The organism is Polaromonas glacialis (assembly GCF_000709345.1).
Taxonomy (GTDB): Bacteria; Pseudomonadota; Gammaproteobacteria; order Burkholderiales; family Burkholderiaceae_C; genus Polaromonas; species Polaromonas glacialis.
The window spans coordinates 135,322-160,355 of the sequence record NZ_KL448325.1 but is presented as its reverse complement, the minus strand read 5'-3'; the positions used below and the strand labels follow the sequence as shown (position 1 = coordinate 160,355).

Here is a 25,034-nt window from a genome sequence, read left to right as displayed (position 1 = left end):
ATGTGTGGGCTGTGGACGTCACGGCACCAACGGGTAGCTATGACAGCAACAAGCTGGCCAACCTCAGCCGGAACTATTGGAACATCGAGCCCGTATTTGCAGTGACCTATGTTCAGCCAACTGGCATTAATGCGGATGTGAAGCTCATGTATGACTTCAACGGCACTGTCGGTTCACCTTCAATCTGTCACTTTTGAACTTTCAATTGGCACCAAATAGACCACGCAGATAGGGGATTTTCACTGGAGACGCTTGGTAAAAATGCGTTATCCAGGCAAATCTGTCCAGCCAAGATTTTTTCAAAATATAGTCCTTTCAATTGGCACAACCTTGCATCTGCTTGCTTTCAATGTGTCGTTATGCACGCCTTGGCCTGCAAGGACATGACGATGGGATGTTTTCAGGTGGTATCCAATGCCCTGGCAGTTGCCGGCGACCGGCTTGTGGCCATCATCAGCGTCGAGCCTGCCGGATCGGTCATGGTCCGTGATTCTGGTCAATGGACGAATTCATGCAGTTTGCGCTGCGGACCTGAGTGCGCCCCCTGCGGCAGTTCGCCTGAAGGCCTCCAGCGAGTCCGTCATTTCCGCTGCCACGGATTCTCAATGGGCGTTGGCCCAACGCCGCAAGGAAGCTATCTCTGGAATCGATGAGGCACCAAATGCGGCCCGGCAAGTCGCGCAAATTGCGGCTGATTTCGAAGTATCCCGGCGCACCGTCTTTCGCTGGCTTGCACTGTACCCCGCCAGGCCCCTCAAACTTCCACGCTCCTGCCTCGTGCCCGCGGAACGCCCGTTGGCGCCCACCGCATCGATGATCGGCTGGATAAATTGATTGCCGAGGTCATCCAGGAGGTGTACTTGACCAAAGTGCGCGCCAAAAAAGAGGAGGTCGTGCGGATGGTGGGTTTGCGTTGTGCGGCTCTGGGCTTGAGGCCTCCTTCGCGCAAGCCCATACTTGCCCGGCTCAAAGAACTCGACCCTGGTCAAGCCGCGAAAGCTAGGCTGCAGCCAGGAGAGGCAGCAACCCAAACGGCCTTTGTTCCTGGAAACTACCAGGTCCAGCATGCCCTGGAAGTCGTGCAGATCGACCACACCCCGGTGGACGCCATCGTCGTGGATGAGGCCAGTCGCCTTCCCATAGGCCGGCCGTGGCTCACGCTGGCAGTCGATGTGGCCACGCGCGTGGTGGTCGGGTTTTATCTCTCGATGGAGGCGCCATCTTCAACTTCCGTGGCCCTGTGCCTGTCGCAGGCGATCCTGCCCAAAGAGAGCTGGCTCAAGTCCAGGGGACTGGCATGCACCTGGCCCGTTTGGGGACTGCCTGCGGCCGTGCATACGGACAACGGTGCGGACTTCACAGCAGCCGCGCTGCACCGAGGGTGTGACGAGCATGGCATTGGGCTGATTCTTCGTCCCATCGCCACACCGCACTACGGCGGGCATATTGAGCGCCTGATTGGCACACTGATGGGCCGCGTGCATTTGCTGCCGGGAACCACCGGTTCGAACACGCAGGACAGGGGGGACTATCCGTCCGAGTCCAATGCGCGGCTGACGATGGCAGAGCTGGAGCAGTGGCTGACCCTTGAGATCTGCGAGCAATACCATCGCCGCGTCCACAAGGGAATTCGCCGGAGCCCGCTGGCGGCGTGGCAGGCCGCGACAAGTGGCCCGACTGCGCACGCCCGGTCGCTGCCTGAGCAACCCGATCAATTCATGATCAGCTTTCTGCCCTCGATGCAGCGCAAATTGCGCCGGGATGGATTGCACCTGTTCAACATCCGCTACTGGGACAACGTGCTGCCTTCCATCGTGCAACTTGGCTCCCCTGTATTGGTGCGCTACGATCCGCGAAATCTGTCCAGGGTGTTTCTGTGCGGTCCCGACCGGCGCTACTGCCCGATACCGTACGCTGATCTGGCGTTGCCACCCATCACGCTGTGGGAGCAACGCGCCGCCTTGTCTGCGTTGCGCGAACAAGGGCACAACGCCCCCACTCAGGACGCCATATTCAAGGCCGTGACTGCCCAGCGTGCCTTGATCGAGCGTGCCACGGCCAAAACAAAGGCGGCAAGGCGACATTCGCAGCGACGCAAAGATGCCCAGTCCGCAACGATGGGCACAACAGCTACTCCCGCAGGTGGGGTGGATTATTCGCAGCCGGTAAAGCCCTCGGACGCTGAAATCTGGGACCACTGAGCCATGGCAAACGGCCTTGATCATCTGCATGTCGGGGTCTGGTCCTACCTGGAAGGCCCGATCGATGAACGGGTGTCCAGACTGTATGCGCCCAAGTGGGTGGCGTACTCCCGAGGCAATGAGGCGCTGGTCAGAATGGCGCACTTGTTGAATCACCCACCCAGCGGGCGCATACCCTGCATGCTGCTGCACGGCGACAGCAACATTGGCAAAACCATGATTGTCGAAAAGTTTGTTCGCGACAACCCCAACATATGCAACGAGTTCAATGAAGTGGAAATCCGTAAAACGGTTCACCTTCAGATGCCTGCCAACCCTTGCGACAACAAGCTGTACGCCCAGATCATCGAAGGCCTGGGTGTTCAGCCGCCGGTCAATCGCCGTGGTACCGATATGGAGTTGCTCGGACTGCGTCTGCTGCACCGCCAGCCGCCAAAATTGATGATCATCGACGAGGTCCATCACTTGTTGGCCGGTTCGGTCCGCGAACAGCGTCAACTGCTGAACCAGCTCAAATTCATCAGCAATGAATTGCGCATGCCGATCGTGGCACTGGGCACCAGTGAGGCGCTGTATGCCATGCAGACCGATCCGCAGATTGCCTCCCGGTTCGAACCCTTTTCCTTGCCGAAGTGGCGTGAAAGCCCGGAGTTCCGGGAATTCGTGGTGAGCTTTGGCCGGCTGCTGCCGCTGGAAAAACCGTCGCCACTGGCCGACAAGGCCATCATCCAAAAACTCATGGGTAAGAGCGGCGGGTTGACTGGCAAGGTCACGACCTTGCTGACGCAGGCCGCAGAGCTGGCGATCCGCCAGAAAACCGAATTCATCAGCGCTGAACTGATTGATCAGGCGGCGGCCAATGGCATCTACAAACTGGCCCGATTGGACTCAGACTCAGAAATGCAAGACTTTTAAGGATGGGGAGTAAGCGTAGTGCGCTCGAAATAGGACGCCATCGACTGATTTGGTGACACATTGAAGGGGTTGGTGCCAAATGAAAGTTCAAAAGTGACAGATTGAAGGTGAACCGACACACAGCTTGACCTTGAACGATCGGCCCAGCGCCCGGCCGCTGCCGTCCTCCACCTTGAGGTGCTTGAGCGCGGGGTGGGCGGCCAGGGCCTTGGTGACGATGGGCGCGCTGGCAAGGCAAAAGCCGCACCAATCGGTGCCGAACTCCAGCAGCGCCAACACAGAAGGCACTGACCTTGATGAACCTGCAACTGCACCATGTGGTCAGCGGCGTGACAGGCATGACGATCATCCGCGCGATTGTCAATGGTTAGCGCAATCCAGACGTGCTCGCGGCAATGCGGGACGTTCGTTGCAAAGCGAGCACTGCGACGGTGAAAGCGGCGATGGTCGGCAACTACCAACCCGAGCACCTCTTCGAGTTGACACAGGCGCTGTGGAGCAGGTCATGTTGCAGACACGCGCTCAACATTTCCTTGAATCGGCTGTGGTTGATGCAGGACGTTCAGAATCGGGCAAAACTGCTCAACAGCCTTATGTAACTTCGTCAGCTGATCGTCGGTTCCGGTCGAATCAACCTGCAGTCGATATCTGATGTTCGGTATGCCTGCTGAAAACTCAGGGAACGCTGGATGGCCAGTGCGACCGCTGAAGTCCCCTGTCACAATAACTTCGGCCGCATCAATCGCAATATCGAGCCAGGCGGCCTGAATCATCAAGGTATGCACAAGACAACTGCCTAAGCTTCCGAGCAGCAGCTCCGGCGCGCTTGGTCCCAAGTTGTAGCCCGCAAAATCCTTTGGTGCGTCAGTCACGATCTGAAAATCACGAATTCGAACACGGCGGATGCCGCTGCGTCCCTCTACGCTGACTTGCGCGTTCAACTGCTTCGTGCCCAACTCTCCACCGACAATTTTTGTCTTGCGATCCTGAAGAATGGCCGCTTTTTCTTTCAGATAGTCGCGCAGCGCACTCATCGCCGCCTCCATGAGCCGTGCGCGACTTCCACATCTCGCTCAGCCGCAGCCAGCGCCTGCGTCAACCCGGCCACATCCAGCGGAATGCAATAAGCAGGCTTGGCGCGCTCAAAGCGCCAGCTTTCGCTTAAGGGGCCGGCGTCCACTGCGTCAAAACCGAAGGCGTCGATCAGGCCGGTGACAACCTGCTTGGCCTGAGCATCGTCGCCGGCAATCGGCAGCGCACGCCGGTCTGGCGCGCCAGCGGGGCGACCGTCTTTTTCCAAGTCACCCTGCAAAATGGCATTGAACGCCTTGACTACTTTAGCGCCAGCAAGGTGCTCTGCCAGGAGCTCGCTCGTGGTCGTTGCATGGCTTTCCAATTCTTCAATGGCGCCATCGCGTTGGGGATAGTAGTTGTTGGCATCGACGACAATCTTGCCTGCCAGCGGCACTTCTGGTATCTCTTTGTAGGCCAGCAGTGGGATCGCAACGAAGACGACGTCACCGAATTCGGCCGCATCTTGCGCGGTGCCAATCCTGCAGCCAATTGCCACGGCAGTGCTACCTAACGTTCTGGGATGACGCGAGTTGCTGATCATCACTTCGTGTCCGCTCTTGACCGCCAGGGTTGCCAATGCGCGGCCGATAAAGCCTGCGCCAATAACTCCGATTTTCATTTCTTCACTCCATTGATTTACAACAATAATAATAGTCAGCCCAATGCCTAAATTGGCCACCCGGCGCAGCGCCTCATAGACCAGATCGGGAACTTCGATCGCGTTCGCCCATTCAGCGACAGATCGATCAAATGGAACACGGACCGGCTCATCCCGGTTTAACCTGCCGGGTGTCTATACGCTGTCGGCGTAGCCAGCCACGCGTTGCTGAAACCTTTTCCCTCGATCTCCCGGGTCTTGCGTGGGCTATTCGTCTGGGACAAAGTGCATCCTTTGGACAGCAGATTACCGAGTTGATTTTTCATAATTACTTTATTCAGGAGCATGCTGGACGTACCAATCTCCAAATGATCAGCGTTGTTTTCGATGGAAACCTAAACCCAAACGCGAACAGGTTGGTGCTGAACCGGCCCTCGGTGCCACCATGCAGCGCGACCTTTTGCTCGCCGCTGCAAACAATTATTCACTGACCTTACGCACTGAGAGCGCTGTTCTCCAATGAAAGCAGATTTGGCAAAATTTTTTCTTCATTGAAGAGTGCGTAAGGTCAGTTATTCAGGCAAAACCGGCTTTTGTGATCCGCTCAAAGTAGTAAGAAATGATTCCTGTGCACCAAGTCTTGGAGACGCCGACAACAGTGGTGCCGGTTTTGCCTCCATTCAATAAAATATGCACACTTTCCTTAACCCAAGTAAATTGAGAAATGATCACTTATCGTTGTGTGAAACAATGCAGTCGGATAAATCGGCAATATATATTGTCTTTTAGGTACTCCTAGCAGGCTGCTGTAATACCTCCAGACATCTCACGACGAAGAGCTTTCGACCTCATAAAACAGGCTACAAGAGACTTTTCGAGGTAAACAAGGGGTAAGTGACCCTTGATCTGCTCAATTTTTGAGTCAAGAACTAGTATTTAGCAGTCTGCTAGGCCTATATGCATTATGTAAGGAGATCTTGATTATTCAATGACAATCAAGACCACATCAAATCAAAACGCGTGTGTAAGGCCAAACGATAATGCTTTTGGATCCGCGCCAATAGCTCCAGCCGGAAGGGTTGCAGTCGTGGCAGATAATGTGAATTGTCCTCTGTCACTGTTTTTCAGCCATCCGCTCGATGCATATACGCTTGTTCGCTTCGAAAGACGATGAACATATGTCAAACCGACAGATGTTCCTTTTGCATCACCCCCGCTGAGGTCCTGTTTCAGCCGCGCTACTTGCGCCAGCACAGTACCTGCTGAGCCTACAGGTACACGGGTACCCAACCACACTACTTTATTATTCAAAAATGTTGTCGGACTGATAACTTTATTATTTTCTGACGGATTAAAGTTGTAATACCCGGCATATACCGAGGCAGGCCCAAAATTATAAGAACCTCCTACGACGGTTTCGGTTTGCCAGGCAGCTTGGGCCAGTGCCGGTATATCAGGAGCACACTGACGAATACGGGTGTATGCAGCCGTCACGGTGAGTGCGTCGTTGGAAAAGGTAAGGCTCGGGTTGTAGGTTCGTCCGGAACCTCGGCCGTTCTCGTCTCCGGCTCCCATCAGCAATCGCCCGGTAATTCCACCAGCGGTCCATGCGCCCAGTACGGAATTGTTGACCCTCAGGCTGGCGCCCTGGCAGCCTGCACCCATGGTGGTCGAGCCGGGGCTTTGCGAGCCATTGCCGAAGCCGGTGCTGCTGCCCCAATAGTTTTGACCCATTGCGTCAGTTGCCGCCAGGGCCTGTTGTGTTGGCGAATAATGTCTGCCCAGCGTAACACTCCAGCCATTACTCGAAGTGATGCCGGTGAACGCCTGCCGTCCAAAAAGTAAACCACCTTGCTGTGAGGTGCCCGTACTTGTGTCAAAGCCCCCTTCCAGTGTGTAAATTGCACGCAAGCCACCCCCCAGCTCTTCCGTGCCCCGCAAGCCAAAGCGACTTCCCGGACCGATTGCCGAATCGATGCGCGTATTACGCACGACGCCGTTATCAACAAACGAGACCGCAGCGTCAACCACGCCATATAACGTGACGCTGCTTTGTGCGTGCGCAAGCACTAAGGGAAATATAGTTGCAAGTGCAATTCCGATTTTTTTCATAATTGTCTCCTCAGGTTATAGGCGCATTACGCGCAGGTGCAAAAACTGGACATTATCTTCTTGCTGTATACGTAAAAAACTGGAAAGGATAACTTCGAGGCCACTCGATTTTGCCGAAAGTGGCCATAACCACCGCTTGCTTCGAAATACGCATCTAACTCAATATATTCATGACCTGACGCAAGCGGCATGGGAAAAACGGTGTGCATTTTCAGTACAGCTGCTTATGTATTCATGGCAGGCAGGTTTGCATGGAACGTCAAAATCATAAATGGAACATTCCGATGTTCAATGCTTATGCGCGGCATACAACCTATGTCAAAAAGTATGAGGTGAACTCTGAAAGTTCAACTTATGATGAATAAGACAACACCCATCCAGGCTTCAGGTTGACACAGCGCTTGCGCCATCTTCAGACCTGCGCCGCTCGCAACACCTGCGATGTTTGACAAGAAGGAGTTTTTCAAATGGCCTATCTGCCAGCGGGAATGCCCGCTCCCCAAGCGACACGAGAGGACGCACCGTTCTGGACTGCCTGCAACGAGCAAAGACTGGTGATCCGGCATTGCAATGCGTGCCATCGGTTCTTTCATCCCCCCATGCCTGCATGCCCGCGTTGCGCATCGACCGACGTTGGATGGCAGGAGGTGAGCGGCACCGGCACTGTCTTTACCTATACCGTGGGCTACCACGCCACGCATTCCGCACTTAAAGGACATCCGCCCTACAACGTGGCAGTCGTTCTGCTGGACGGTGCCGACGATGTGCGTTTGGTGAGCAATGTGGTCGATGTAGCGCCGCAAGACATGAAGATTGGCATGCCCGTCACGGTCTTCTGGGACGAAATCAGCGAAGGCGTGAATCTTCCCCGGTTTAAAAAGCGCCTTGTGCAAGGCAGCGGCGCAAAGGATGCAGCATGAATTTCCCGAAAGATTTGCCAAAGAACCTGCAGCCTTGCGTTATTGGCGTAGGCGAGAGCGTGTACACAAGACGCGGTGGGCATACCGAAAAATCAGAGTTTGAGTTGTGCCTGGAAGCGATCCGGAACGCCGCCGCCGATGCGGGCATATCGCCTGGCAAGATTGACGGCTACACGTCGTTTGGCTTTGAAAGGCACGAGCCCGTGATGGTCCAGGCCGCATTGGCCGCGCCACTTCTGAGGTATGCATCGATGGTGTGGGGCGCCGGGGGCGGTGGCTGCGTTTCCTCTGTCATGCAGGCCGCCATGGCGGTGGCCACAGGTCAGTGCCAGTATGCGGTGGCTTACCGCTCCATCTGCCAGGGTCAGTACGAACGGTACGGCGAGTTTCGCGCGCGGCCCGTTGGCGGCTCCTATATCGCACCCTTTGGCTTGATGTCGCCAGGCATGATGATGGCACTCGTTTACAGGCGCTTCATGGAGGAGTCAGGAACCTCCGCGGACCATCTGGCCGAGATTGCCCTCACTGTTCGCGCCAATGCCCAGAAAAATCCCCGTGCAGTGATGTATGGCAAACCCCTGACGCGGGAAGATTATTTTGCAGCGCGCATGGTCGCTGACCCCTTCCGCTTGTATGACTGCTGCCTTGAAACAGACGGCGCTTGCGCCGTGATCGTGACGTCTGCCGAGCTGGCTGGGCGGCTGAATCGCAAAGCCGTTCCCATCCTGGGCGCAGCGCAGGCCAGCGGTGAACGCTGGACGTCGGGCCCGATGGGTTCGCACAACATGCCGATTGAGGACTACGCGACCATCAACTCCAGGCAAGTTGCTGCCGCTGTGTATGAACAGGCGGGCTTGGGGCCTGCTGACATTGATGTGGCGCAGATCTATGACGCCTTCACCGGTCTGATCCCCATGGCCCTTGAAGACTACGGATTTTGCAAGCGCGGTGAGACTGTCGGTTTCATCGAATCGGGCGCGCTCAGGGCTGGCGGCCAATTGCCGATCAATACATCGGGTGGCCTGTTGTCGGAGGCCTACCTGCACGGCCTCAACCTGGTCATTGAAGGCACCAGGCAAATGCGGGGCGAGTCCGTCAACCAGGTGGCCGACGCGAAGACCTGCCTGGTCACCAGCGGCGGCGGCGGCGGTCACAAAAGCGCGCTCATTCTGGGCCGGTAAGCCAGGGCGTAGTGCCGCTTTCACCAAGACAACAAGAGAGAACTTCAGAAATTCAACCATGCCCAACAAGCTTTTGGAAATCACCGCAGAGCTGGCTTTCCAGTGCCGTAACCAGTTGGGCGAAGGCCCCCTCTGGCACCCGGATGAGAACGCGCTTTACTGGATTGACCTGATAGGGAAAAAACTCTTCAGGGGAGACGCATCTTCAGGAAAAGTCACTGAAAAGGACTTGCCTTACCGTTGCGCGCGGGTGACGCTGTGCGATGACGACCGCATGCTGTTTTCGTTCACGCGCGGTCTGGCGTTCGGGACTTATGGGGGTGACAGCTACCAGCCCCTGTCCGACACGCCCGTCATTGCCGATGGTGAGCGGTTTAATGACGGCGCATGCGATTCACTCGGCCGGTTCTGGACCGGCACCTATGACGCGCAGCTGGCTTCGCCAATCGGCGGCATCTATTGCGTTGACGCGGGCAAGACCTCGCAGGCCGCCACAGGCGTGCGGCTGGCGAACGGCTTGCGCTGGAGTCCCGATGAAAAGCTGATGTACTTTGCCGATTCGCGCCCTGGACAACTGTGGGTCTATGACTTCGACCTGGACGCCGCGCGCATCGATAACCGCCGCCTGGTTGTTGACTATGAAGGCACGGGCGTCAAACCCGATGGATGTGCGACAGACGCCGATGGCTGTATTTGGATTGCCGAAGTCCATCGAAGCCAGGTGGCCCGCTACACACCGGATGGCAAGCTGGACCAGGTTGTCAAGGTGCCGACGCGCCGGCCAACATCCGTCAGTTTTGGCGGCGCCGACAACAAGACGCTTTTTATCACCACCCGTGCCGATGGCATGAGCGCCGAAGAGCTGGCCAAGGAGCCGCTTGCCGGAGCGGTGCTGAGCGCTAGGGTCGGCACGCCTGGCTTGCGTGAATACAGATACAGGGCCTGAATGGCGCGTTGCATAGATTGCGCTCGCCGGCCATGTCAACTCGTGAATACCTAAACACATTGAAAGCACCCCGTGCGATGACCCAAACCTCACTCTCATCCTTGCCCGGCATTTATCCACTTGCAGGCTCCATTTTGGTGCAGTTGCGCGCGCTGTTCGATGACGCGGTTGTGGAAATAGCCCGCCAGTGTTCCAGCAAAGGCAAGCTCAACGCCGCGCTGCTCGATCAGCACCAGTTCGTCAGCTACGAGCTGGCGCTGGCGAGTGCGGATTTGCTCTCGGCAGAAATTGGTTGTTTGCCGGATGCCGAAATTTCCAAACTCGATGCCGACCTTGCCTTGGTGGCTGCAGGCGAGGCGCTGGTCAGCGTCACGCAGCGGCTGGAGACGGTTTATATGGGCGCGGGCATGGGCATGCAACAGTTGCATGCGCTGGCACATAGCGCTGACATGGTGAAATTTCGCACGCAAACCGGCCATGCCGGCGTCCTGGCCAGCATCGGCGCCCAAGTGGCGACGGCGGATGATGTGGGGGCGGTCAATCTGTCCGAGTCTGTGGCCATGGCCCGGGATGCCTTCCATCGCTTTGCCCAGGAAGTCGTCAAACCGCTGGCGGAAGACATCCACCGCGAAAACCTGATCATTCCGCAAGCGCTGTTGCAGGGCATGCGGGAGATGGGTGCGTTTGGCCTGTCCATCCCAGAAGAATATGGCGGCAGTGCCAGCAACACCAGCCAGGATGTGCTGATGATGATCGCCGTGACTGAAACCCTCTCGGAAGCATCGCTCGCCGCAGCGGGCAGCCTGATCACGCGGCCGGAGATTCTTTCACGCGCGCTGCTGGCGGGCGGCACCGATCAGCAAAAGCAGGACTTGCTGCCCAAAATTGCCGCCGGCGAGCTGTTGTGCGGAATCGCCATCACGGAGCCGGATTTCGGTTCCGACGTGGCAAGCCTGGCACTCAAGGGTGACCGCACGGAAGGCGGCTGGATTCTGAACGGCGCCAAAACCTGGTGCACTTTCGCGGGCAAGGCCAACTTGCTGATGGTGGTGACGAGGACGGATACCGACAGGTCTGCCGGGCACCGTGGCCTGAGCATCATGCTGGTTGAAAAACCGTCCCATGACGGCCATGTGTTTGCGTACGCGCAGGAGGGCGGCGGCCTGCTGACAGGTCGCGCCATTCCGACCATCGGTTACCGGGGCATGCATTCTTTCGATCTTCACTTCGAAAATTTCTTTGTCCCTGACGACCGGTTGCTCGGGGGCGAAGGTGGCTTGGGCAAGGGTTTTTACTACACCATGGCCGGCATGACCGGCGGACGCATGCAGACTGCGGCACGCGCGTCGGGCGTCATGCGCGCTGCGCTGTATGCGGCGATCCGTTATGCGCAGGACCGGCGGGTGTTTGGCTCGGCATTGATGAACATGCCGCTCACCCAGGTGAAGATTGCCAAAATGGCGGCGCGCTATTCCTCCTGCAGGAAACTCACCTACGCCATCGGGCAGCGGCTGGAGGAGGGCGGGTCTCAGATGGAAGCCAGCCTGGCCAAACTGCTGACCTGCAGATCGGCGGAATTGGTGACGCGGGAGGCGCTGCAGATACACGGCGGCATGGGCTATGCCGAGGAGTGCCCGGTGAGCCGGTATTTCGTGGATGCACGTGTGCTTTCGATCTTTGAGGGCGCAGAAGAAACGCTGGCCCTAAAAATCATTGCCAAAAGCCTTTTCGAGGCCGCACTTGCCCGATCAAACTCAGCCGTCAAAGAGCCTGCCCATGTTGACTGATTCCATCCTTAAAGGCTTGCGCGTTGTTGAGGCCTCCGCTTTTGTTGCCGCGCCGCTGGGCGGCATGACGCTTGCACAACTGGGCGCGGAGGTCATCCGGATCGACCCCTTGGCAGGCGGGCTTGACTACAAACGCTGGCCGGTCAGTGAAAACAACACCAGCCTGTTCTGGTGTGGATTGAACAAATCCAAAAAGTCGGTGGCCATCGACCTGGCATCGCCCGAAGGCCGCGAACTGGCGACAGCCCTGATCACCGCGCCAGGCCCGGACGCCGGGATTCTTTTGACTAATTTCCCGCCGCGCGGATTCCTTGATCATGAAACCCTCAAAAAACGCCGGCCCGACCTGATCCAGCTGACGATCTCCGGCGACAGGCATGGCGGCTCTGCCGTTGACTACACCATCAACCCGCGTCTGGGAATACCTTTTCTGACCGGTGGCGGCGATGCACAGGAAGTGTGGAACCATGTGCTTCCAGCCTGGGATCTGGTGACAGGCAACATGGCTGTAATTGGAATTCTTGCAGCAGAGCGTATCCGCAGGCAAACAGGCGAAGGGCAGCACATCAAGCTGGCCCTCGAAGATGCTGCGTTGGCCGTCATGGGCCACCTCGGTTTGATTGCCGAAGCACAGTTGGGAACGCGCCGTGAGCGAGTCAACAACGATTTGTTCGGCGCCTTCGGCCGTGATTTCCTGACCGGAGACGGCGAGCGGATAATGATTGTCGGGTTAACCCTGAAGCAGTGGAAAGCTCTGTGCAAGGCGACAGAATTAAGCGCATCCATCGCCGAGCTTGAAGTGCAACTGAACCTGAACCTTAATGAGGAAGGCAACCGCTTCAAGGCCCGGGAAGACATCGCTGCACTGCTCAAGCCCTGGGTTAGTTCGCGAAGCCTTGTACAAATAGCCGAGGTGTTTGAAAAAAGCGGCGTTTGCTGGAGCAAATACCAGACCGTTCAGCAGCTCGTGGGCTCCGATCCAGCCTGTTCGACATCCAACCCCCTGTTTACCGACGTTGAACAGTCCGGTGTCGGCAACTGGCTGGTTCCCGGCCTACCCCTTAATTTTTCAGGGATTCCTCGGGCGCCTGCCAGGGCAGCACCGCAACTGGGCGAGCACACCGAAGAAGTGCTGACATGTTTACTCGGTTTGAGCACCGCCGAACTGGGCCGCTTGTTTGACAAAGGACTCATTGGCGCTCCTTCCACGCAGAAGACGACGGTTAAGGCCTGATGTTGAAAAACCCTCAACATAATCCGGCCCAGGATGGGGTCGGCGCTGGAATCTTGACGGACGAATCGAATCTTCCCGATCTGACGCCTTACATTCGCGATGGCGACACGGTGATGTGGGGTCAGGCCGCAGCAGAACCACTGACCCTCACGCGCGCACTGATCGCCCAAAGGCAGCTGTTCGGGCGACTGAAACTGTTCCTGGGTATTGGGCTGAGCACTACCCTGAGCGCAGCGTATGCAGACAGTTTTCATTTCATGAGCTACTGCGGCGCGGGCAGCAACCGTGATTTGGCGCGTGCCGGCGTGCTCGATATTTTTCCCTGTGCCTATTCAACTTTCCCTGAAGTCTTGAGCCGGCGCCGCCCCTTTGTTGACGTTGTGCTGGTACAGGTTTCCCCTGCGGATGCGCACGGCAATTTCAGCCTGGGCCTTGCAAACGATCTGTTGATCGCAGCCATCCAGAACGCAAGGGTGGTGATTGCGGAAGTCAATCCCCTGGTGCCGCGAACTTTTGGCGCACGCACGCTGGCAGCCGCAGACATCAACATGGTGGTTCCCGCGCTGTTCCCGCCGATAGAAACTTTGTCGGGGGTGGTTTCACCGGTAGATGCCCTCATTGCCAGGCAGGTGGCTGGCCTGATCGAGGATGGGGCCACCTTGCAGTTTGGTCTGGGGGGCGTTGCCGATGCGACGCTTTCACTGCTGCATGACCGCAAGGATCTCGGTGTTCATTCCGGGATTGCCGGAGACGGCATCGTCGGGCTGGCGGAGTCGGGCGCGCTGACCAATGCAAGGAAGGGCAGGGATGCCGGTATCAGCATCACGGGGCTGTTGATAGGCTCGCGCCGCCTGTATGACTTTGCCGACCGCAATGCGGCGCTCGGCATGCGGGGCACCGACTACACGCACGGACCCGAGGTGCTTCGCTCGCTCAACCAGTTTGTCGCCATCAACTCCGCCATTGAGGTTGACCTGACGGGACAGGTCAACTCCGAGGTCGCCAATGGCGAATACCTGGGCGCTGTGGGCGGTGCGCCCGACTTCCTGCGTGCCGCGCATTTCAGCCGTGGCGGCATCCCTATCGTCGCGTTGCCGTCGCTGGCAGGCAAGCGTTCGCGCATCGTGGCGAGCTTGTCGGGGCCGGTGACCACGCCCCGCTGCGACGCGGGCGTGATCGTGACCGAGCATGGCGTGGCTGACCTGCGGGGACTTTCGATTGCACAAAGGAAGCGCCGCATGCTGGACCTCGCGCATCCGTCGCAGCGGGAGATGCTTGAACGAGAGGCGCATTCAAGCTAAACCGCAGCAAAAAATAATGGTTATTCAAAGAAAGATTTTTCATGACAACGTACACCGACACCCGGCTGCTGATTAACGGCCAATGGGCTGATGCCGCCAGCGGCAAAACCATCGATGTCGCCAATCCCGCCACCGGCAAAGTCATCGGAAAAGTGGCGCATGCCGGCATTGCCGATCTTGACCGTGCGCTGGCGTCCGCGCAGCGCGGCTTTGAGGCCTGGCGCCTGGTGCCCGCCAACGAGCGGGCCGGGATCATGCGCAAGGCGGCAGCGCTGATGCGCGAACGCGCCCCTGACATTGCATCGCTCCTGACACAGGAGCAAGGCAAACCATTGGCCGAAGCCCGGGTGGAAGTATTGGCCGCCGCCGACATCATCGAATGGTTTGCCGATGAAGGCCGCCGCATTTATGGCCGCATCGTACCGTCGCGCAACCTCGGGGCGCAGCAACTGGTGCTTAAGGAGCCGGTCGGCCCTGTCGCCGCCTTCACACCCTGGAACTTCCCCATCAACCAGGCCGTTCGCAAAATAGCGGCGGCACTGGCCACGGGTTGCTCCATCCTCGTCAAGGCACCCGAGGAAACGCCCGCTTCACCGGCTGCGCTGCTGCAGGCATTTGTTGACGCTGGCGTGCCCGCAGGCACTGTCAACCTAGTGTATGGCGACCCGGCGGAAATATCCGCCTACCTGATACCGCACCCCATTATTCGCAAGGTAACGTTTACCGGCTCAACACAGGTAGGCAAACAACTGGCTGCCCTGGCTGGCCTGCACATGAAACGCGTCACCATGGAGCTTGGCGGCCATGCGCCCGTGATCGTTTGTGAAGATGCGGACATCGATGTGGCGGTCAAGGCTTCTGCTTCGGCCAAATTTCGCAACGCTGGGCAGGTCTGCATCGCTCCAACACGTTTTCTGGTGCACAACAGCATCCGCAGCGCGTTTGCTAAAGCCTTGGTTGCCCATGCACAAGGCTTGACGATTGGCGATGGCATGGCAACGGGCACGACGCTCGGTCCGCTTGCAAACCCGCGCCGCCTGAGCGCGATGGCGAAGGTCACCGAAGATGCGCTCGCCAGGGGCGCAAAAGTCGAAACCGGCGGCGAGTGCTTTGGCAGCGTGGGCAACTTCTACATGCCGACGGTCCTCAACGACGTGCCGCTCGACGCCGATGTTTTTAACAACGAGCCTTTTGGCCCGGTGGCCGCGATCCGTGGCTTCGATACGCTGGACGAGGCCATCCTGGAGGCCAACCGCCTGCCTTATGGACTGGCCGGTTATGCGTTCACGCGGTCGATCAGCACGCTGCATGCGCTGTCGTATCGGCTGGAACTTGGCATGCTGTGGGTCAACCAGCCCGCAACGCCTTCGCCCGAGATGCCGTTTGGCGGCGTGAAGGATTCGGGTTACGGCTCGGAAGGCGGCCCCGAAGCGCTGGAGTCCTATCTTGTGACCAAGGCTGTGAGTGTCATGGCGATGTAGCTTGGACGAGCCGCGTTACCATGAGGCCGATACCCGCCTGGTGGTGATTGACAACCGTATACCTGACCATGACTGATATTGACGTTCGTGCGCTTCGCTATTTTTGCGCCGTGGCCCAGTTTGGCAGCTACTCGCAAGCTGCCCTGCATTTGAGGATTTCGCAGCCGGCCGTCAGCCGCCAAGTTCTTTTGCTGGAGCGCACGCTCAAGACAAGGCTGCTCCGCAAAGTGAGCAAGGGATTTGCGTTGACGGAAACCGGGATTGCGCTTCACGAAAAAGCCCAGAAAATTGTCGGCGAGGTCGATTCCCTTTACGAAACACTCGGAGCTGCGGCGCGGTTGCCAAGAGGCCGCCTCACCATTGGCGTATCCACTGCAATCTCGCAATACCTGATGCCGAGCGTCATGCGCAGTTACCGGTCCAAGTACCCGGACGTCGCTGTGCACATCGTGCAAAGTTATCCGTCCGCCCTGACCAACCTGCTCATCGGTGGTTCGCTGGACATGGCGCTTCTTTATGGCAACCCGCGCATGGCCGAGCTGGAGCTCAAAGGACTGATGGACCTGGAGATGGGGCTTGTACTCCCGCCCGCCAAACTGTCAAAGGAAGCAGATCAACTCGTAAAAAGTAACTCGGTGACGCTGGAGACTGTGTCCAAACTTCCCTTGATCACCGCTGGTAAGGGACAAGATCTGCGCAGGATGGTCGATGACGCGTTTTCCACCATCAACATGACTCCCAACATCGTCATAGAGGTCGATGGGATTTCGCTGGCCAAGGCACTTGTCAATGCCGGCCTGGGATTCACTATCCTGGCCTACAACGCGGTCCATTCCGAAGTGCAGCTTGAAGACGGCGTGCGCTTCCTGCCCATTGTCGAACCGTCAATGCAATGGAGGCTGTTTCTCGCAACCCATCGCCTCAAGCCCGAAACGCTGCCCATGCGCGCGATGGCTGAAGAAATTTCTTCGGCCATTGTCAGCGGGGTGCGTGGACGCACTTGGCAAGGCAAGTTGCTGTCGAGCGACATACCTGAATAGACGCTGCCTGTAGCCTGCTTCAAAAGGCGTTGTGCTGCAGAGGTGCGCGCCCGGGACCGCAGCTTCGCGCCTCACCCCCACGCCTCGAAATAAATTTTGTTATATCGACTATGACCCGCATGCGTATTGCTGTGGACAGGGCCTGTTCGTATCATTGAAATCACCTGAAGGCGATCACGGCGCCACGCAAAAAAACAATGAAATTCAAACAAAGAGTCGGGTCCAGGATGGTGCCGCCAAGAAGGTTGCACTTATGCCCGCTTGCATATACAGACGGAGACAGTTGTGAATATCTACAGATACTTTGGAAAATATTTTGCATTCATTTGCGCGCTTGCGGGTGCCTGCATGACCGGGATGCCTTCTTATGCGCAGAACTACCCAAACAAAGCGGTTCGCGTCATCGTTCCCTACAGCCCGGGCTCCAATCCCGACGTGATGACACGCCTCGTCACACGGCACTTGGCCGAGCGTTTGGGGCAGCCGTTTGTGATCGATACCAAGATTGGCGCAGGCGGCTCCATTGGTATGGGGGTCGGCGCCAAGGCTGAGCCTGATGGCTACGCCATCATCGTGGGGCATGTTGCAGGACTGGCCATCAACCCGAATGTTTACACCAAGCTGCCATATGACGTTGCCAAGGACTTCGTGCCTATCGCGCAGATTTACAAATCGCCGCTGCTTTTGGTCGTATCCGAAAGCTCTCCCTACAAAACACTCCCAGACCTGATCGCAGCCGCGAAGGCAAGCCCCGGAAAACTCACGTTTTCTTCCGGGGGGAATGGCACCGGCGCGCATCTGTCTGGCGAGTATCTTGGCGTGTTGAGTGGTGCATCCTTTCTGCACATTCCCTTCAAGACTTCGTCCGACGCCATGGTCTCGGTTGTGAGCGGCGATTCGACCCTGAATTTCATCAACCAATCGGCGGCCTGGCCCCTTGTGAAAAGCAAAAAGCTGCGTGTCCTTGCCATCAGCGGGGATGCCCGGCTGCCTGAATATCCCGACTTGCCTACGGTGGGCGAGACGCTCAAGGGATTTGATTACTACGACTGGGCTGGCCTGTTAGCCCCCGCCGGTACACCTGCGGCGACGGTGCTCAAGTTGCAGCGTGAAATCTCTGCCGTGCTGGCGCTGCCTGATGTGGTTCAGCAAATGCGCGGACAAGGTTTTCTACCCGTTCAAGGCACCTCCGAGGAGTTCGGGAAATTCATCAAGAACGAACAACAAAAATGGGGCCAGGTCGCCAAGCGTATCAACCTCAAGCTGGACTGATGGCTGTTTGCCAGCGTCTCGTACCCAGCCAGCACCGATCACACAAAAACCGCACAGGAAGCCCATGAGAAAGCAAGACATGTTCGCCCCCACCGTCCCGCTTGAGGAACGCGTATTTGGCCAGTTCATCATCAACCAGGTTGCCAAACATGCCGACCGGAATTATTTGAGCTTTGCGGATCAGAAATGGACGTTTTCGGAGTTTTTCAGGGACTCGCAGAACCTCGCAAGGGGCTTGAATGCGCTGGGAGTTGGCAGCCAGCAGCCAGTGATTGTGCTGATGCACAACAGCCCCGAGTTCATGATCGCGTATTGGGCGCTTTCTTTCCTTAATGCGATTGTGGTACCCGTCAACACCTCGCTCAAGGGAGATACTCTTGCCTACGTCCTTCAGGACGTGGGCGCGCGCGCTGTTTTTGCCGACGCCGCATTGCTGGGCAATCTTGCAATGGTCCAGAAGGAATTGCTGGCATCCATTGATGTCCTGGTGGTCGTCGGGGAAAACAAAAATACGAAGCAGCCGCTTCCCGTTAAAAAGTGCCTGTCGTATGAGGAAGTCAGCCACATGGGTTCAGTCGGTGAAACGATCTGTGCGCCGGCGAAATTTGATGATATTCACCTGATTCCCTACACCTCCGGAACAACCGGGCCGTCCAAGGGTGTGCTGGTTCCCTACGCCCAGACCTTCCAGACATCGCTGACGTGCATTGAATCCGTAGGCATGCGCAGCGACGATATTATTTATGCGCCGCTGCCGCTGTTCCATGGCATGTCGCGCAGCATGGGGGCTTTGCCCGCCCTTATTCTTGGCGCGCATGTCCACCTTGTTCCTCGGTTCAGCGGAACAAGCTTCTGGCAGGACGTGACCGACGTGAAAGCGACAGTGGGCGTGACGATTTTCACGATTCCGCCCACACTCAAGGCGCGGCCTCCTTCGGCGCTTGACCGTGCGCACAAGCTCCGGGTCATGTTCAATGGACACCATGATCCGGTGTTCGAGGAAAGATTCGGCGTGCAACTGGTTGAAGCTTTCGCCATGACCGAAACCGGCATCGTACTGCACAGCAAGTGGCCTGAACGCCGGGAAGGCTCGTCAGGGCGCATCGGGCAGGACTGGGAAGCACAGGTTGTTGACGAGATGGACAGGCCGCTGCCGGTGGGCGAGGTGGGAGAACTGGTCGTCAGGCCAAAACAGCCCTCCATCATGATGAAGGGCTACCTCAACAAGCCTGCGGAAACCGCTGTTTCGTTGAAAAACCTCTGGTTTCACACGGGCGATTATTTGCGCGCCGATTCCGATGGTTTCTACTATTTTGATGGCAGAAAAAAGGAGCGCATCCGTTCCCGTGGCGAGAATATTTCCGCCTATGAAGTGGAAGCCATCGTCATGCAGCAGCCCGATGTGGTCGAGTGTGCCGTGGTCGCCTATCCCGCCGGAGATGGCGAAGACGACGTGCGGCTGGTAGCCGTCATGAAAGAGAATTCGACACTCGATGAAGCCGCACTTGCAGCGCGCATTGACAGCATGTTGCCCAAGTTCATGCTTCCGCGGTACATCGAGTTTCGTGCAATCCTGCCCAAGACGCTTTCAGGCAAGGTAGAAAAATTCCGCATCGTCGATACCGCGCTGCAGGCAGGGCACTGGGATCGCCGAGATGTTGCCGCCTAACCTATGGCTTGAAGACTAAATCATTTTTTAGCAGGGAAAATTTAAATCGGAGTAATCGGCTTGGGTTTAATTGGTTGCCTGATCGTCCTTCACGGCGTCAGGAACAGCCACGAAGTGATGGTCAGCAACTCACGAGACCAGACTCTTTTGGCAATGCAGTTGCTGCCATTAAATTCAAATCCGGCTTCACGCAAGGATGCGGCGAGATCCAGTGGTGTCGTGTTTATCGCCGTACTTTTTAGCAAGTACCACTCGCTGCTGGTGCAAGCCTCTGTGCAAAAGATGGTTGTCAATGCGAACATCTATTGCCCGAATTGCGACGGCCCTATTTCTAAACTAGACAGCACAAAGGCGACTACCAGTGAACTGGTGGTTGCCCATCTCTAGAACTAAAAAATCATGACGGCTTTTACGCCATCATGGTTAACGATCTGGAAAAGAATAGCCGTCTGGCTGTAAGTGTGGGTCGCCGAGCGCTACTCATGGCTTGCGCTGACGAAGTCGTGAAGGCAGTTGTCGCCGGGTTGAGGGACGAATTCGATTTTGATGTGGTCGATGCCGCCCCTCTATCCAACGGTTTGCGCTATGTGTAAGCGCGGCTGGCTAACAGCGTGCCTTGCAAGCGTAATGAACTTGCTGAAGTGCTTACAGGCACTACACGCCAAAGCCGTACAGCTGCATATTCCTGGCGCAAGTAAAGTGGATTTGATGTCCTTTTACGAGTACGACTTTCAAACACTTTTGTTATAGGAAGTATGCCCTGTGTGTGTCTTGAAAATCTCGGGGTGGTCGTTACCATTTCCTTGGCACTCTGAAACCGCATCAGGTCTGATTAATATTCCGCGAGAGCCACTGTACATGTCTTACGCAACAACTTGAAAAATGGAGACTTCATGAATAACCAGATAAATGCGATTGCTTCAATAGCTTCAATTGCTTCAATTGCTTCCCGCAGGTCTGCCTGTGCCGCAATGCTGCTGACAGCTGTTTTGCCAATTACCGCATTTGCCCAAGCTACAAACTATCCCAACAAGCCAATCCGACTAGTTGTACCCTATGCGCCCGGTGGAGCTGTGGATATAGTGGCGCGCTTACTTTCTGATAAGCTGGCCTCCGAACTGGGAGTCAGCGTCTTCATCGACAACCGGCCCGGCGGTGATGGCTCCATTGGAGGGCAGGCAGTAGCTTCAGCAAAACCTGATGGACTGACACTGCTCATCACAGTTAGTAGCGCTCACACGCTAACGCCGCTTCTTAACAAGAGCGCGCCTGATCCAGTACGCGCTTTTGAGCCGATTGCAACGGTCGGGAAATTGGGTTATATAGTAATAGTAAGAAGTGATTTTCCAGCAAAGACATTTCAGGAATATGTCGCTTATGCAAAAAGCAATTCCAGCAAGAGCAGTATTGGGTCCAGCACTAGCGGAATATATCTGACATCAGAGAGACTCAAGCGCGCCACAGGAATTGGAGACGTAGTCATTGTTTCTTACAAAGGTCCAGTCCTTTCTGCGCTTCTTGGCGGAGAAATCGACATGACGCTTGATCCTTACAACAGTGTAGCCTTTATCAAGGATGGAAAAGTCCGGCCGCTGGCCGTTTTATCTGACCAGCGCAATTCGGAATTTCCTGATGTGCCGACGATGGAAGAGCTAGGTTACAAGGACATTCGATATTCGTCCTGGATGGGTGTATTGGCTCCGGCAGGAACACCTCCTGCAGTCGTGGATCGCCTTTATACAGCCTTTGCCAAGGCTATGAACTCACCGGACGTGTTGAAGCGGTTTCGCGAGCAACACTATACAGTCATGGTTAATAAGCCAGCGGAATTCTCCGCCTTGATTACAAAAGACACTGCTGACTGGAAGAAGCTTCTTGCTACTGTTCCCGGTATGGCAAAGTGACGCGTGCCTAGTTTCAATTCGGTGAATGAGAACAAGGCCTCTATCCACTGTTCATGCAATTTAAACGTAAGTCGAAGCTTCCTCGATTCGATTGAACTGCCTAGACGCAGGTCATGACGTCACAGACATAAAGTGCCAAAGGTAGTTGATACGCCAACAAATGAGTGAAAAATATGTATCGATCGACAACAGAATACGCACCGAGTCTTACTCGAGAGACTGCTCAAATCGCACTCGCCCTGGGTCATGAAGACATTGAGCAGTCGATTCGCGAGAAAGTATCACTTGTGCTGCTTGATTTCCTTGGCTGTTGCATGGAGGCGTCACGAAGCGAAGCGGGACGCAAGATGCTCGCCTATAAACGTATTGCACTCGCTGAGCCTGGGCTCAAGCAGGGGGATTATGCCTTTCACCAGAGCTCGGGGGCGGAAACGGAAGCATTGGTCAGTGGCATGTTGGGTCATGCCCTGATTCGCGAAGATATGCATGTGCCTAGCGGTACACATCCCGGCGTTGTCATTCTGCCAGCAATGCTGGCGCTGGCACGGCGTGAAAAATTGTCTGGCAAGGCGTTGGTGCGTGGCATCGCGGCTGGATACCATGTAATGGGTGCGCTAGGAATTGCAGTCCGTTCAGGCCTTACCAATCGACATTTCCGGCCTTTAGGAATTTCTGGTCCTTTCGGCGCAACTGCGGGAGCTTTGGCTGCAACCGGTGCCGATGAAGAAACCGCTGTCAATGCGCTGGCTTTTGCAGCAAACTTTATAAGCGGACTTAACCAGTGGCCCTGGTCGGGCGGTCAAGAAATTTACGTGCAGGCTGGAATGGCCGCGCGCAATGCGTTAGTCGCCCTAGATCTTGGTCGTGCTGGTTTACGAGCATCGCCTGACATTCTAGAAGGCAAAGACGGGCTGTTCATGGCAATAGGCAGCGATTCAGAAGCCTCAACCATATTTCGAGCCAAGCTTTCCGCACCTAACTGTTTGATGGAAGTGACACATAAGCCCGTGGCCGGATGTAATTATGTCCAAACGGCCGCAGCCGCTGCCCTGCAATTGCGCAAAAGCCTTGGTGTTTCCGGCACCGGGAATATTCGAAGAATCGTGGTATCGACCTTTTCCGCCGCTCGCGCGTATCCGGGTTGTGACAACATTGGTCCTTTCGACTATCTCGAACAACGAAAGATGAGCTTTCAATTTGCAATTTGCACTGCGCTTCGATATGGCCGACTAGATGGCGAAAGTTATTCCGCTCCGCTCGATAGTGAGTTACTTCGTCTCATCGGTGCTACCGAGATCCGTATTGATGAGAAGTTCGAGCTTAGGGAATTTCCTGCCCAGCCAGCCCGTGTCGAATTGGTTATGTCAATGGGAGAAGACCTCGTATATGAACTTCACGATGTACCCTGGCTCAATCCCAAAGACGTCCGCCTTCGATTTGAAACTGAAGTGGCTCCTTCTCTGAGTAGCCTAGATTTAAACAGGCTAGTAGTGCTGGTTTCTACTTTATGGGATCAGCCTGACACTTCCGAGCTATTTGCGTTGCTTCAGCGGGCAATGGCAACGACTGATCTGTGATGATTTAAGTAGTGCCTTGTTCACGCTGTGAGACTGTAATTCTTCAAGAAGTTAATTACTCGAAGTGAAGAAAGACCATAGTGGCATTCTTGCGCATACTCATGCGATGACGCCGAAAGGTCGAGACAATTGATCAAAAAAGAGTCGTTTTGATCAGTGTAAGTTCAAGCGCTGAAGCCGCTAACTTGAGCGCTCGCACAGCCTGCAGATGGCGGGGTACCGAGAATTCGCCTATTCCAGCCAGGGACTTATGGTCCGTTACTTTCAGTTGTGGTTGCGTGTCGGGCCTTGCCAATTGCAGTCGATGATTCTGTGACGAAATGCTGTGACTGGCGATGCGATACGTGCCCATTGGGGCACCGAGAACAAACTGCACTGGGGTTTTGGTGTCATGTACAAGGAAGACGCCATTCGATCACGCACCGGTCACGCGGCCAAAAAATTCAATATGGTTATAAAAATCACCATGAACCTGTTGCGGCAAAATCAACCAATGAAACGCAAGTATGCAGGACTTCATGAACATTGCCCTTGCAACGGTGCTTGGGTTACGTTCGTTGGTAATTTAATGCGTTTGCCTTGGCTTGCGAGCACAACACAAAAAAGCCGAGCTGCCAAGCACTCTTGGCACAATTAGAGTCAACTTGAAGTCTTTGTTTGAGTGGGATTTCAAACGCTTTTGTTATAGGAAGTATGCCTCACTTCTGTCTTGTAAAAGCCGGGACTGCGACTACCATTTCTCTGAACGCGTGAATCGATACTGATGTCGCGCAACGATTCAAAAATGGAGACTTCATGAAAAACCAGAACAATGCGATCTTTGCTGTCGCTTCTCGCCGGACTGCTTGCATAGCGCTGTTGCTGACGCTCACTGTTCAAGGTGTCGCATTCAGCCAAACACAGAACTGGCCCAACAAACCGATACGGTTAATCGTTCCGTTTTCACCAGGTGGCGGCTCCGATATTGCGGGTCGCTTTATTGCAAATGGTCTGAGTCAGCGTCTTGGCCAACCAGTAGTGGTAGAGAACAAGCCCGGGGCTTCGGGAATCATCGGGTCTGATTTTGCAGCCAAGTCCGCACCCGATGGGTACACCCTCTTGATTGGGCATGTGGGTACGCTCGCCATGAATTCGTCACTGTATGAAAAAGTACCCTACGACATACAAAAAAACTTTGACCCGGTGGGACTTGTTTTTTCCGCACCTTTGGTTGCAGTAACTGCGCCAAGCACCGGTATAAGTTCAATGTCCAAATTGATTTCCCGGGCAAAGGCAATGCCTGGGCAAATTAATTACAGCACTTCAGGCGCAGGCACTTCAGCGCACATCACGTCGGAGATGATCAACGCCGCATCCCATGTAAAAATAACGCATATTCCTTATAAGGGCGCTGCACCCGCGTTAGCTGCAGTTCTTGCGGGTGAAGTCTCCTTCACCTTCACCTCGCCCGCCCTGGCACTGCCGTTAGTCAAAGCCGGAAAGCTGCTAGCTTTGGCCGTCACTGAAACCCATCGCAATGTTCAGTTTCCTGATGTGCCAACATTGGCCGAAGCCGGAATTACTGGCGTTGAGTTTGGCGACTGGTATGGCGTAGTGGCACCTGCCGGCACGCCAAAGCCCATTCTTGACAAGCTGAGTGCGGAATTGACGGACTACCTTAAAGATCCTCAAACCAAGGCCCAGTTTGAGCAACGCGGATTAGTGCCAGGCACGGGCGGCCGTGACAAGTTCGGTGCGCTCATCAAGTCGGAAACGCTGAAGTGGTCCGGAGTTATCAAAGCTGCAAATATCAAACCTGAATGAGCTGCTACACCATACGTGG

22 protein-coding genes are annotated in these 25,034 nt (G+C 55.9%); 18 read left to right on the top strand and 4 right to left on the bottom strand.

Annotation, left to right across the window (positions count from 1 at the left end):
• Positions 1-2 precede the first annotated feature (2 nt).
• From EC86_RS28080 to EC86_RS0122735, 3 genes are all read left to right on the top strand, one after another.
• Positions 3-197, top strand: coding sequence for a transporter (locus tag EC86_RS28080; protein WP_332258703.1), 195 nt, complete (start codon positions 3-5; stop codon positions 195-197).
• Positions 198-869: 672 nt separating this feature from the next.
• A complete protein-coding gene (locus tag EC86_RS0122740; protein WP_232230029.1) occupies positions 870-2,201 on the top strand; it encodes a Mu transposase C-terminal domain-containing protein in 1,332 nt (443 codons plus the stop codon).
• Positions 2,202-2,204: 3 nt separating this feature from the next.
• Entirely contained in the window at positions 2,205-3,116 is a 912-nt protein-coding gene (locus EC86_RS0122735) for a TniB family NTP-binding protein (protein ID WP_084181703.1), read from the top strand.
• Between the two features lie 87 nt (positions 3,117-3,203).
• On the opposite strand, the gene EC86_RS26560 is transcribed toward EC86_RS0122735, so the two are convergent.
• The 4 genes from EC86_RS26560 to EC86_RS28070 form a co-directional block, all read right to left on the bottom strand.
• Positions 3,204-3,404, bottom strand: a complete 201-nt coding sequence (locus tag EC86_RS26560; protein WP_156955456.1) for a thioredoxin family protein — start codon at positions 3,402-3,404, stop codon at positions 3,204-3,206.
• Between the two features lie 215 nt (positions 3,405-3,619).
• On the bottom strand, positions 3,620-4,150 hold the full coding sequence (locus EC86_RS0122725; protein ID WP_029528130.1) for an OsmC family protein: 531 nt from the start codon (positions 4,148-4,150) through the stop codon (positions 3,620-3,622).
• The gene (locus tag EC86_RS0122720) at positions 4,147-4,869 is read right to left on the bottom strand and encodes an NADPH-dependent F420 reductase (protein ID WP_232230017.1); all 723 of its coding nucleotides are present in this window, start codon (positions 4,867-4,869) and stop codon (positions 4,147-4,149) included. The genes EC86_RS0122725 and EC86_RS0122720 overlap by 4 nt, the downstream gene beginning before the upstream one ends.
• Positions 4,870-5,799: 930 nt before the next feature.
• The gene (locus EC86_RS28070) at positions 5,800-6,900 is read right to left on the bottom strand and encodes a porin (protein ID WP_084181702.1); all 1,101 of its coding nucleotides are present in this window, start codon (positions 6,898-6,900) and stop codon (positions 5,800-5,802) included.
• Positions 6,901-7,367: 467 nt separating this feature from the next.
• Here EC86_RS28070 and EC86_RS26555 point away from each other — a divergent pair, with 467 nt between their 5' ends.
• From EC86_RS26555 to EC86_RS28060, 15 genes are all read left to right on the top strand, one after another.
• A complete protein-coding gene (locus tag EC86_RS26555) occupies positions 7,368-7,820 on the top strand; it encodes a Zn-ribbon domain-containing OB-fold protein (RefSeq protein ID WP_084181701.1) in 453 nt (150 codons plus the stop codon).
• The gene (locus tag EC86_RS0122710) at positions 7,817-9,001 is read left to right on the top strand and encodes a thiolase C-terminal domain-containing protein (RefSeq protein ID WP_156955455.1); all 1,185 of its coding nucleotides are present in this window, start codon (positions 7,817-7,819) and stop codon (positions 8,999-9,001) included. Before EC86_RS26555 ends, EC86_RS0122710 begins: the two co-directional genes overlap by 4 nt.
• A 58-nt stretch (positions 9,002-9,059) precedes the next feature.
• On the top strand, positions 9,060-9,947 hold the full coding sequence (locus EC86_RS0122705; protein WP_029528126.1) for an SMP-30/gluconolactonase/LRE family protein: 888 nt from the start codon (positions 9,060-9,062) through the stop codon (positions 9,945-9,947).
• Between the two features lie 77 nt (positions 9,948-10,024).
• Positions 10,025-11,734, top strand: coding sequence for an acyl-CoA dehydrogenase family protein (locus EC86_RS0122700; RefSeq protein WP_051676289.1), 1,710 nt, complete (start codon positions 10,025-10,027; stop codon positions 11,732-11,734).
• Complete coding sequence (locus EC86_RS0122695; RefSeq protein WP_029528124.1) at positions 11,724-12,968, top strand: CoA transferase; 1,245 nt, start codon at positions 11,724-11,726, stop codon at positions 12,966-12,968. The genes EC86_RS0122700 and EC86_RS0122695 overlap by 11 nt, the downstream gene beginning before the upstream one ends.
• Positions 12,969-13,021: 53 nt before the next feature.
• Positions 13,022-14,269 carry an acetyl-CoA hydrolase/transferase family protein gene (locus tag EC86_RS0122690; protein WP_408633934.1) on the top strand — a complete coding sequence of 416 codons (1,248 nt, stop codon included), beginning with the start codon at positions 13,022-13,024 and terminating at the stop codon, positions 14,267-14,269.
• Between the two features lie 41 nt (positions 14,270-14,310).
• Positions 14,311-15,750: an NAD-dependent succinate-semialdehyde dehydrogenase gene (locus EC86_RS0122685; RefSeq protein ID WP_029528122.1), complete on the top strand. Its 1,440-nt coding sequence runs from the start codon at positions 14,311-14,313 to the stop codon at positions 15,748-15,750.
• A 68-nt stretch (positions 15,751-15,818) separates the two neighbouring features.
• Entirely contained in the window at positions 15,819-16,790 is a 972-nt protein-coding gene (locus tag EC86_RS0122680; RefSeq protein WP_029528121.1) for a LysR family transcriptional regulator, read from the top strand.
• A 285-nt stretch (positions 16,791-17,075) separates the two neighbouring features.
• Entirely contained in the window at positions 17,076-18,062 is a 987-nt protein-coding gene (locus tag EC86_RS0122675; protein WP_156955454.1) for a Bug family tripartite tricarboxylate transporter substrate binding protein, read from the top strand.
• 64 nt (positions 18,063-18,126) lie between these two features.
• The gene (locus EC86_RS0122670; protein ID WP_084181699.1) at positions 18,127-19,731 is read left to right on the top strand and encodes an AMP-binding protein; all 1,605 of its coding nucleotides are present in this window, start codon (positions 18,127-18,129) and stop codon (positions 19,729-19,731) included.
• Between the two features lie 45 nt (positions 19,732-19,776).
• Complete coding sequence (locus EC86_RS27290; RefSeq protein ID WP_084181698.1) at positions 19,777-20,118, top strand: NAD(P)-binding domain-containing protein; 342 nt, start codon at positions 19,777-19,779, stop codon at positions 20,116-20,118.
• 506 nt (positions 20,119-20,624) lie between these two features.
• Positions 20,625-21,635, top strand: coding sequence for a Bug family tripartite tricarboxylate transporter substrate binding protein (locus EC86_RS0122660; RefSeq protein ID WP_084181697.1), 1,011 nt, complete (start codon positions 20,625-20,627; stop codon positions 21,633-21,635).
• A gap of 173 nt (positions 21,636-21,808) precedes the next feature.
• The gene (locus EC86_RS28065; RefSeq protein WP_084181696.1) at positions 21,809-23,212 is read left to right on the top strand and encodes an MmgE/PrpD family protein; all 1,404 of its coding nucleotides are present in this window, start codon (positions 21,809-21,811) and stop codon (positions 23,210-23,212) included.
• Positions 23,213-23,603: 391 nt separating this feature from the next.
• The gene (locus EC86_RS29115; protein ID WP_156955452.1) at positions 23,604-23,849 is read left to right on the top strand and encodes a hypothetical protein; all 246 of its coding nucleotides are present in this window, start codon (positions 23,604-23,606) and stop codon (positions 23,847-23,849) included.
• Positions 23,850-24,007: 158 nt separating this feature from the next.
• Positions 24,008-25,015, top strand: a complete 1,008-nt coding sequence (locus EC86_RS28060; protein WP_084181695.1) for a Bug family tripartite tricarboxylate transporter substrate binding protein — start codon at positions 24,008-24,010, stop codon at positions 25,013-25,015.
• Positions 25,016-25,034: the final 19 nt, after the last annotated feature.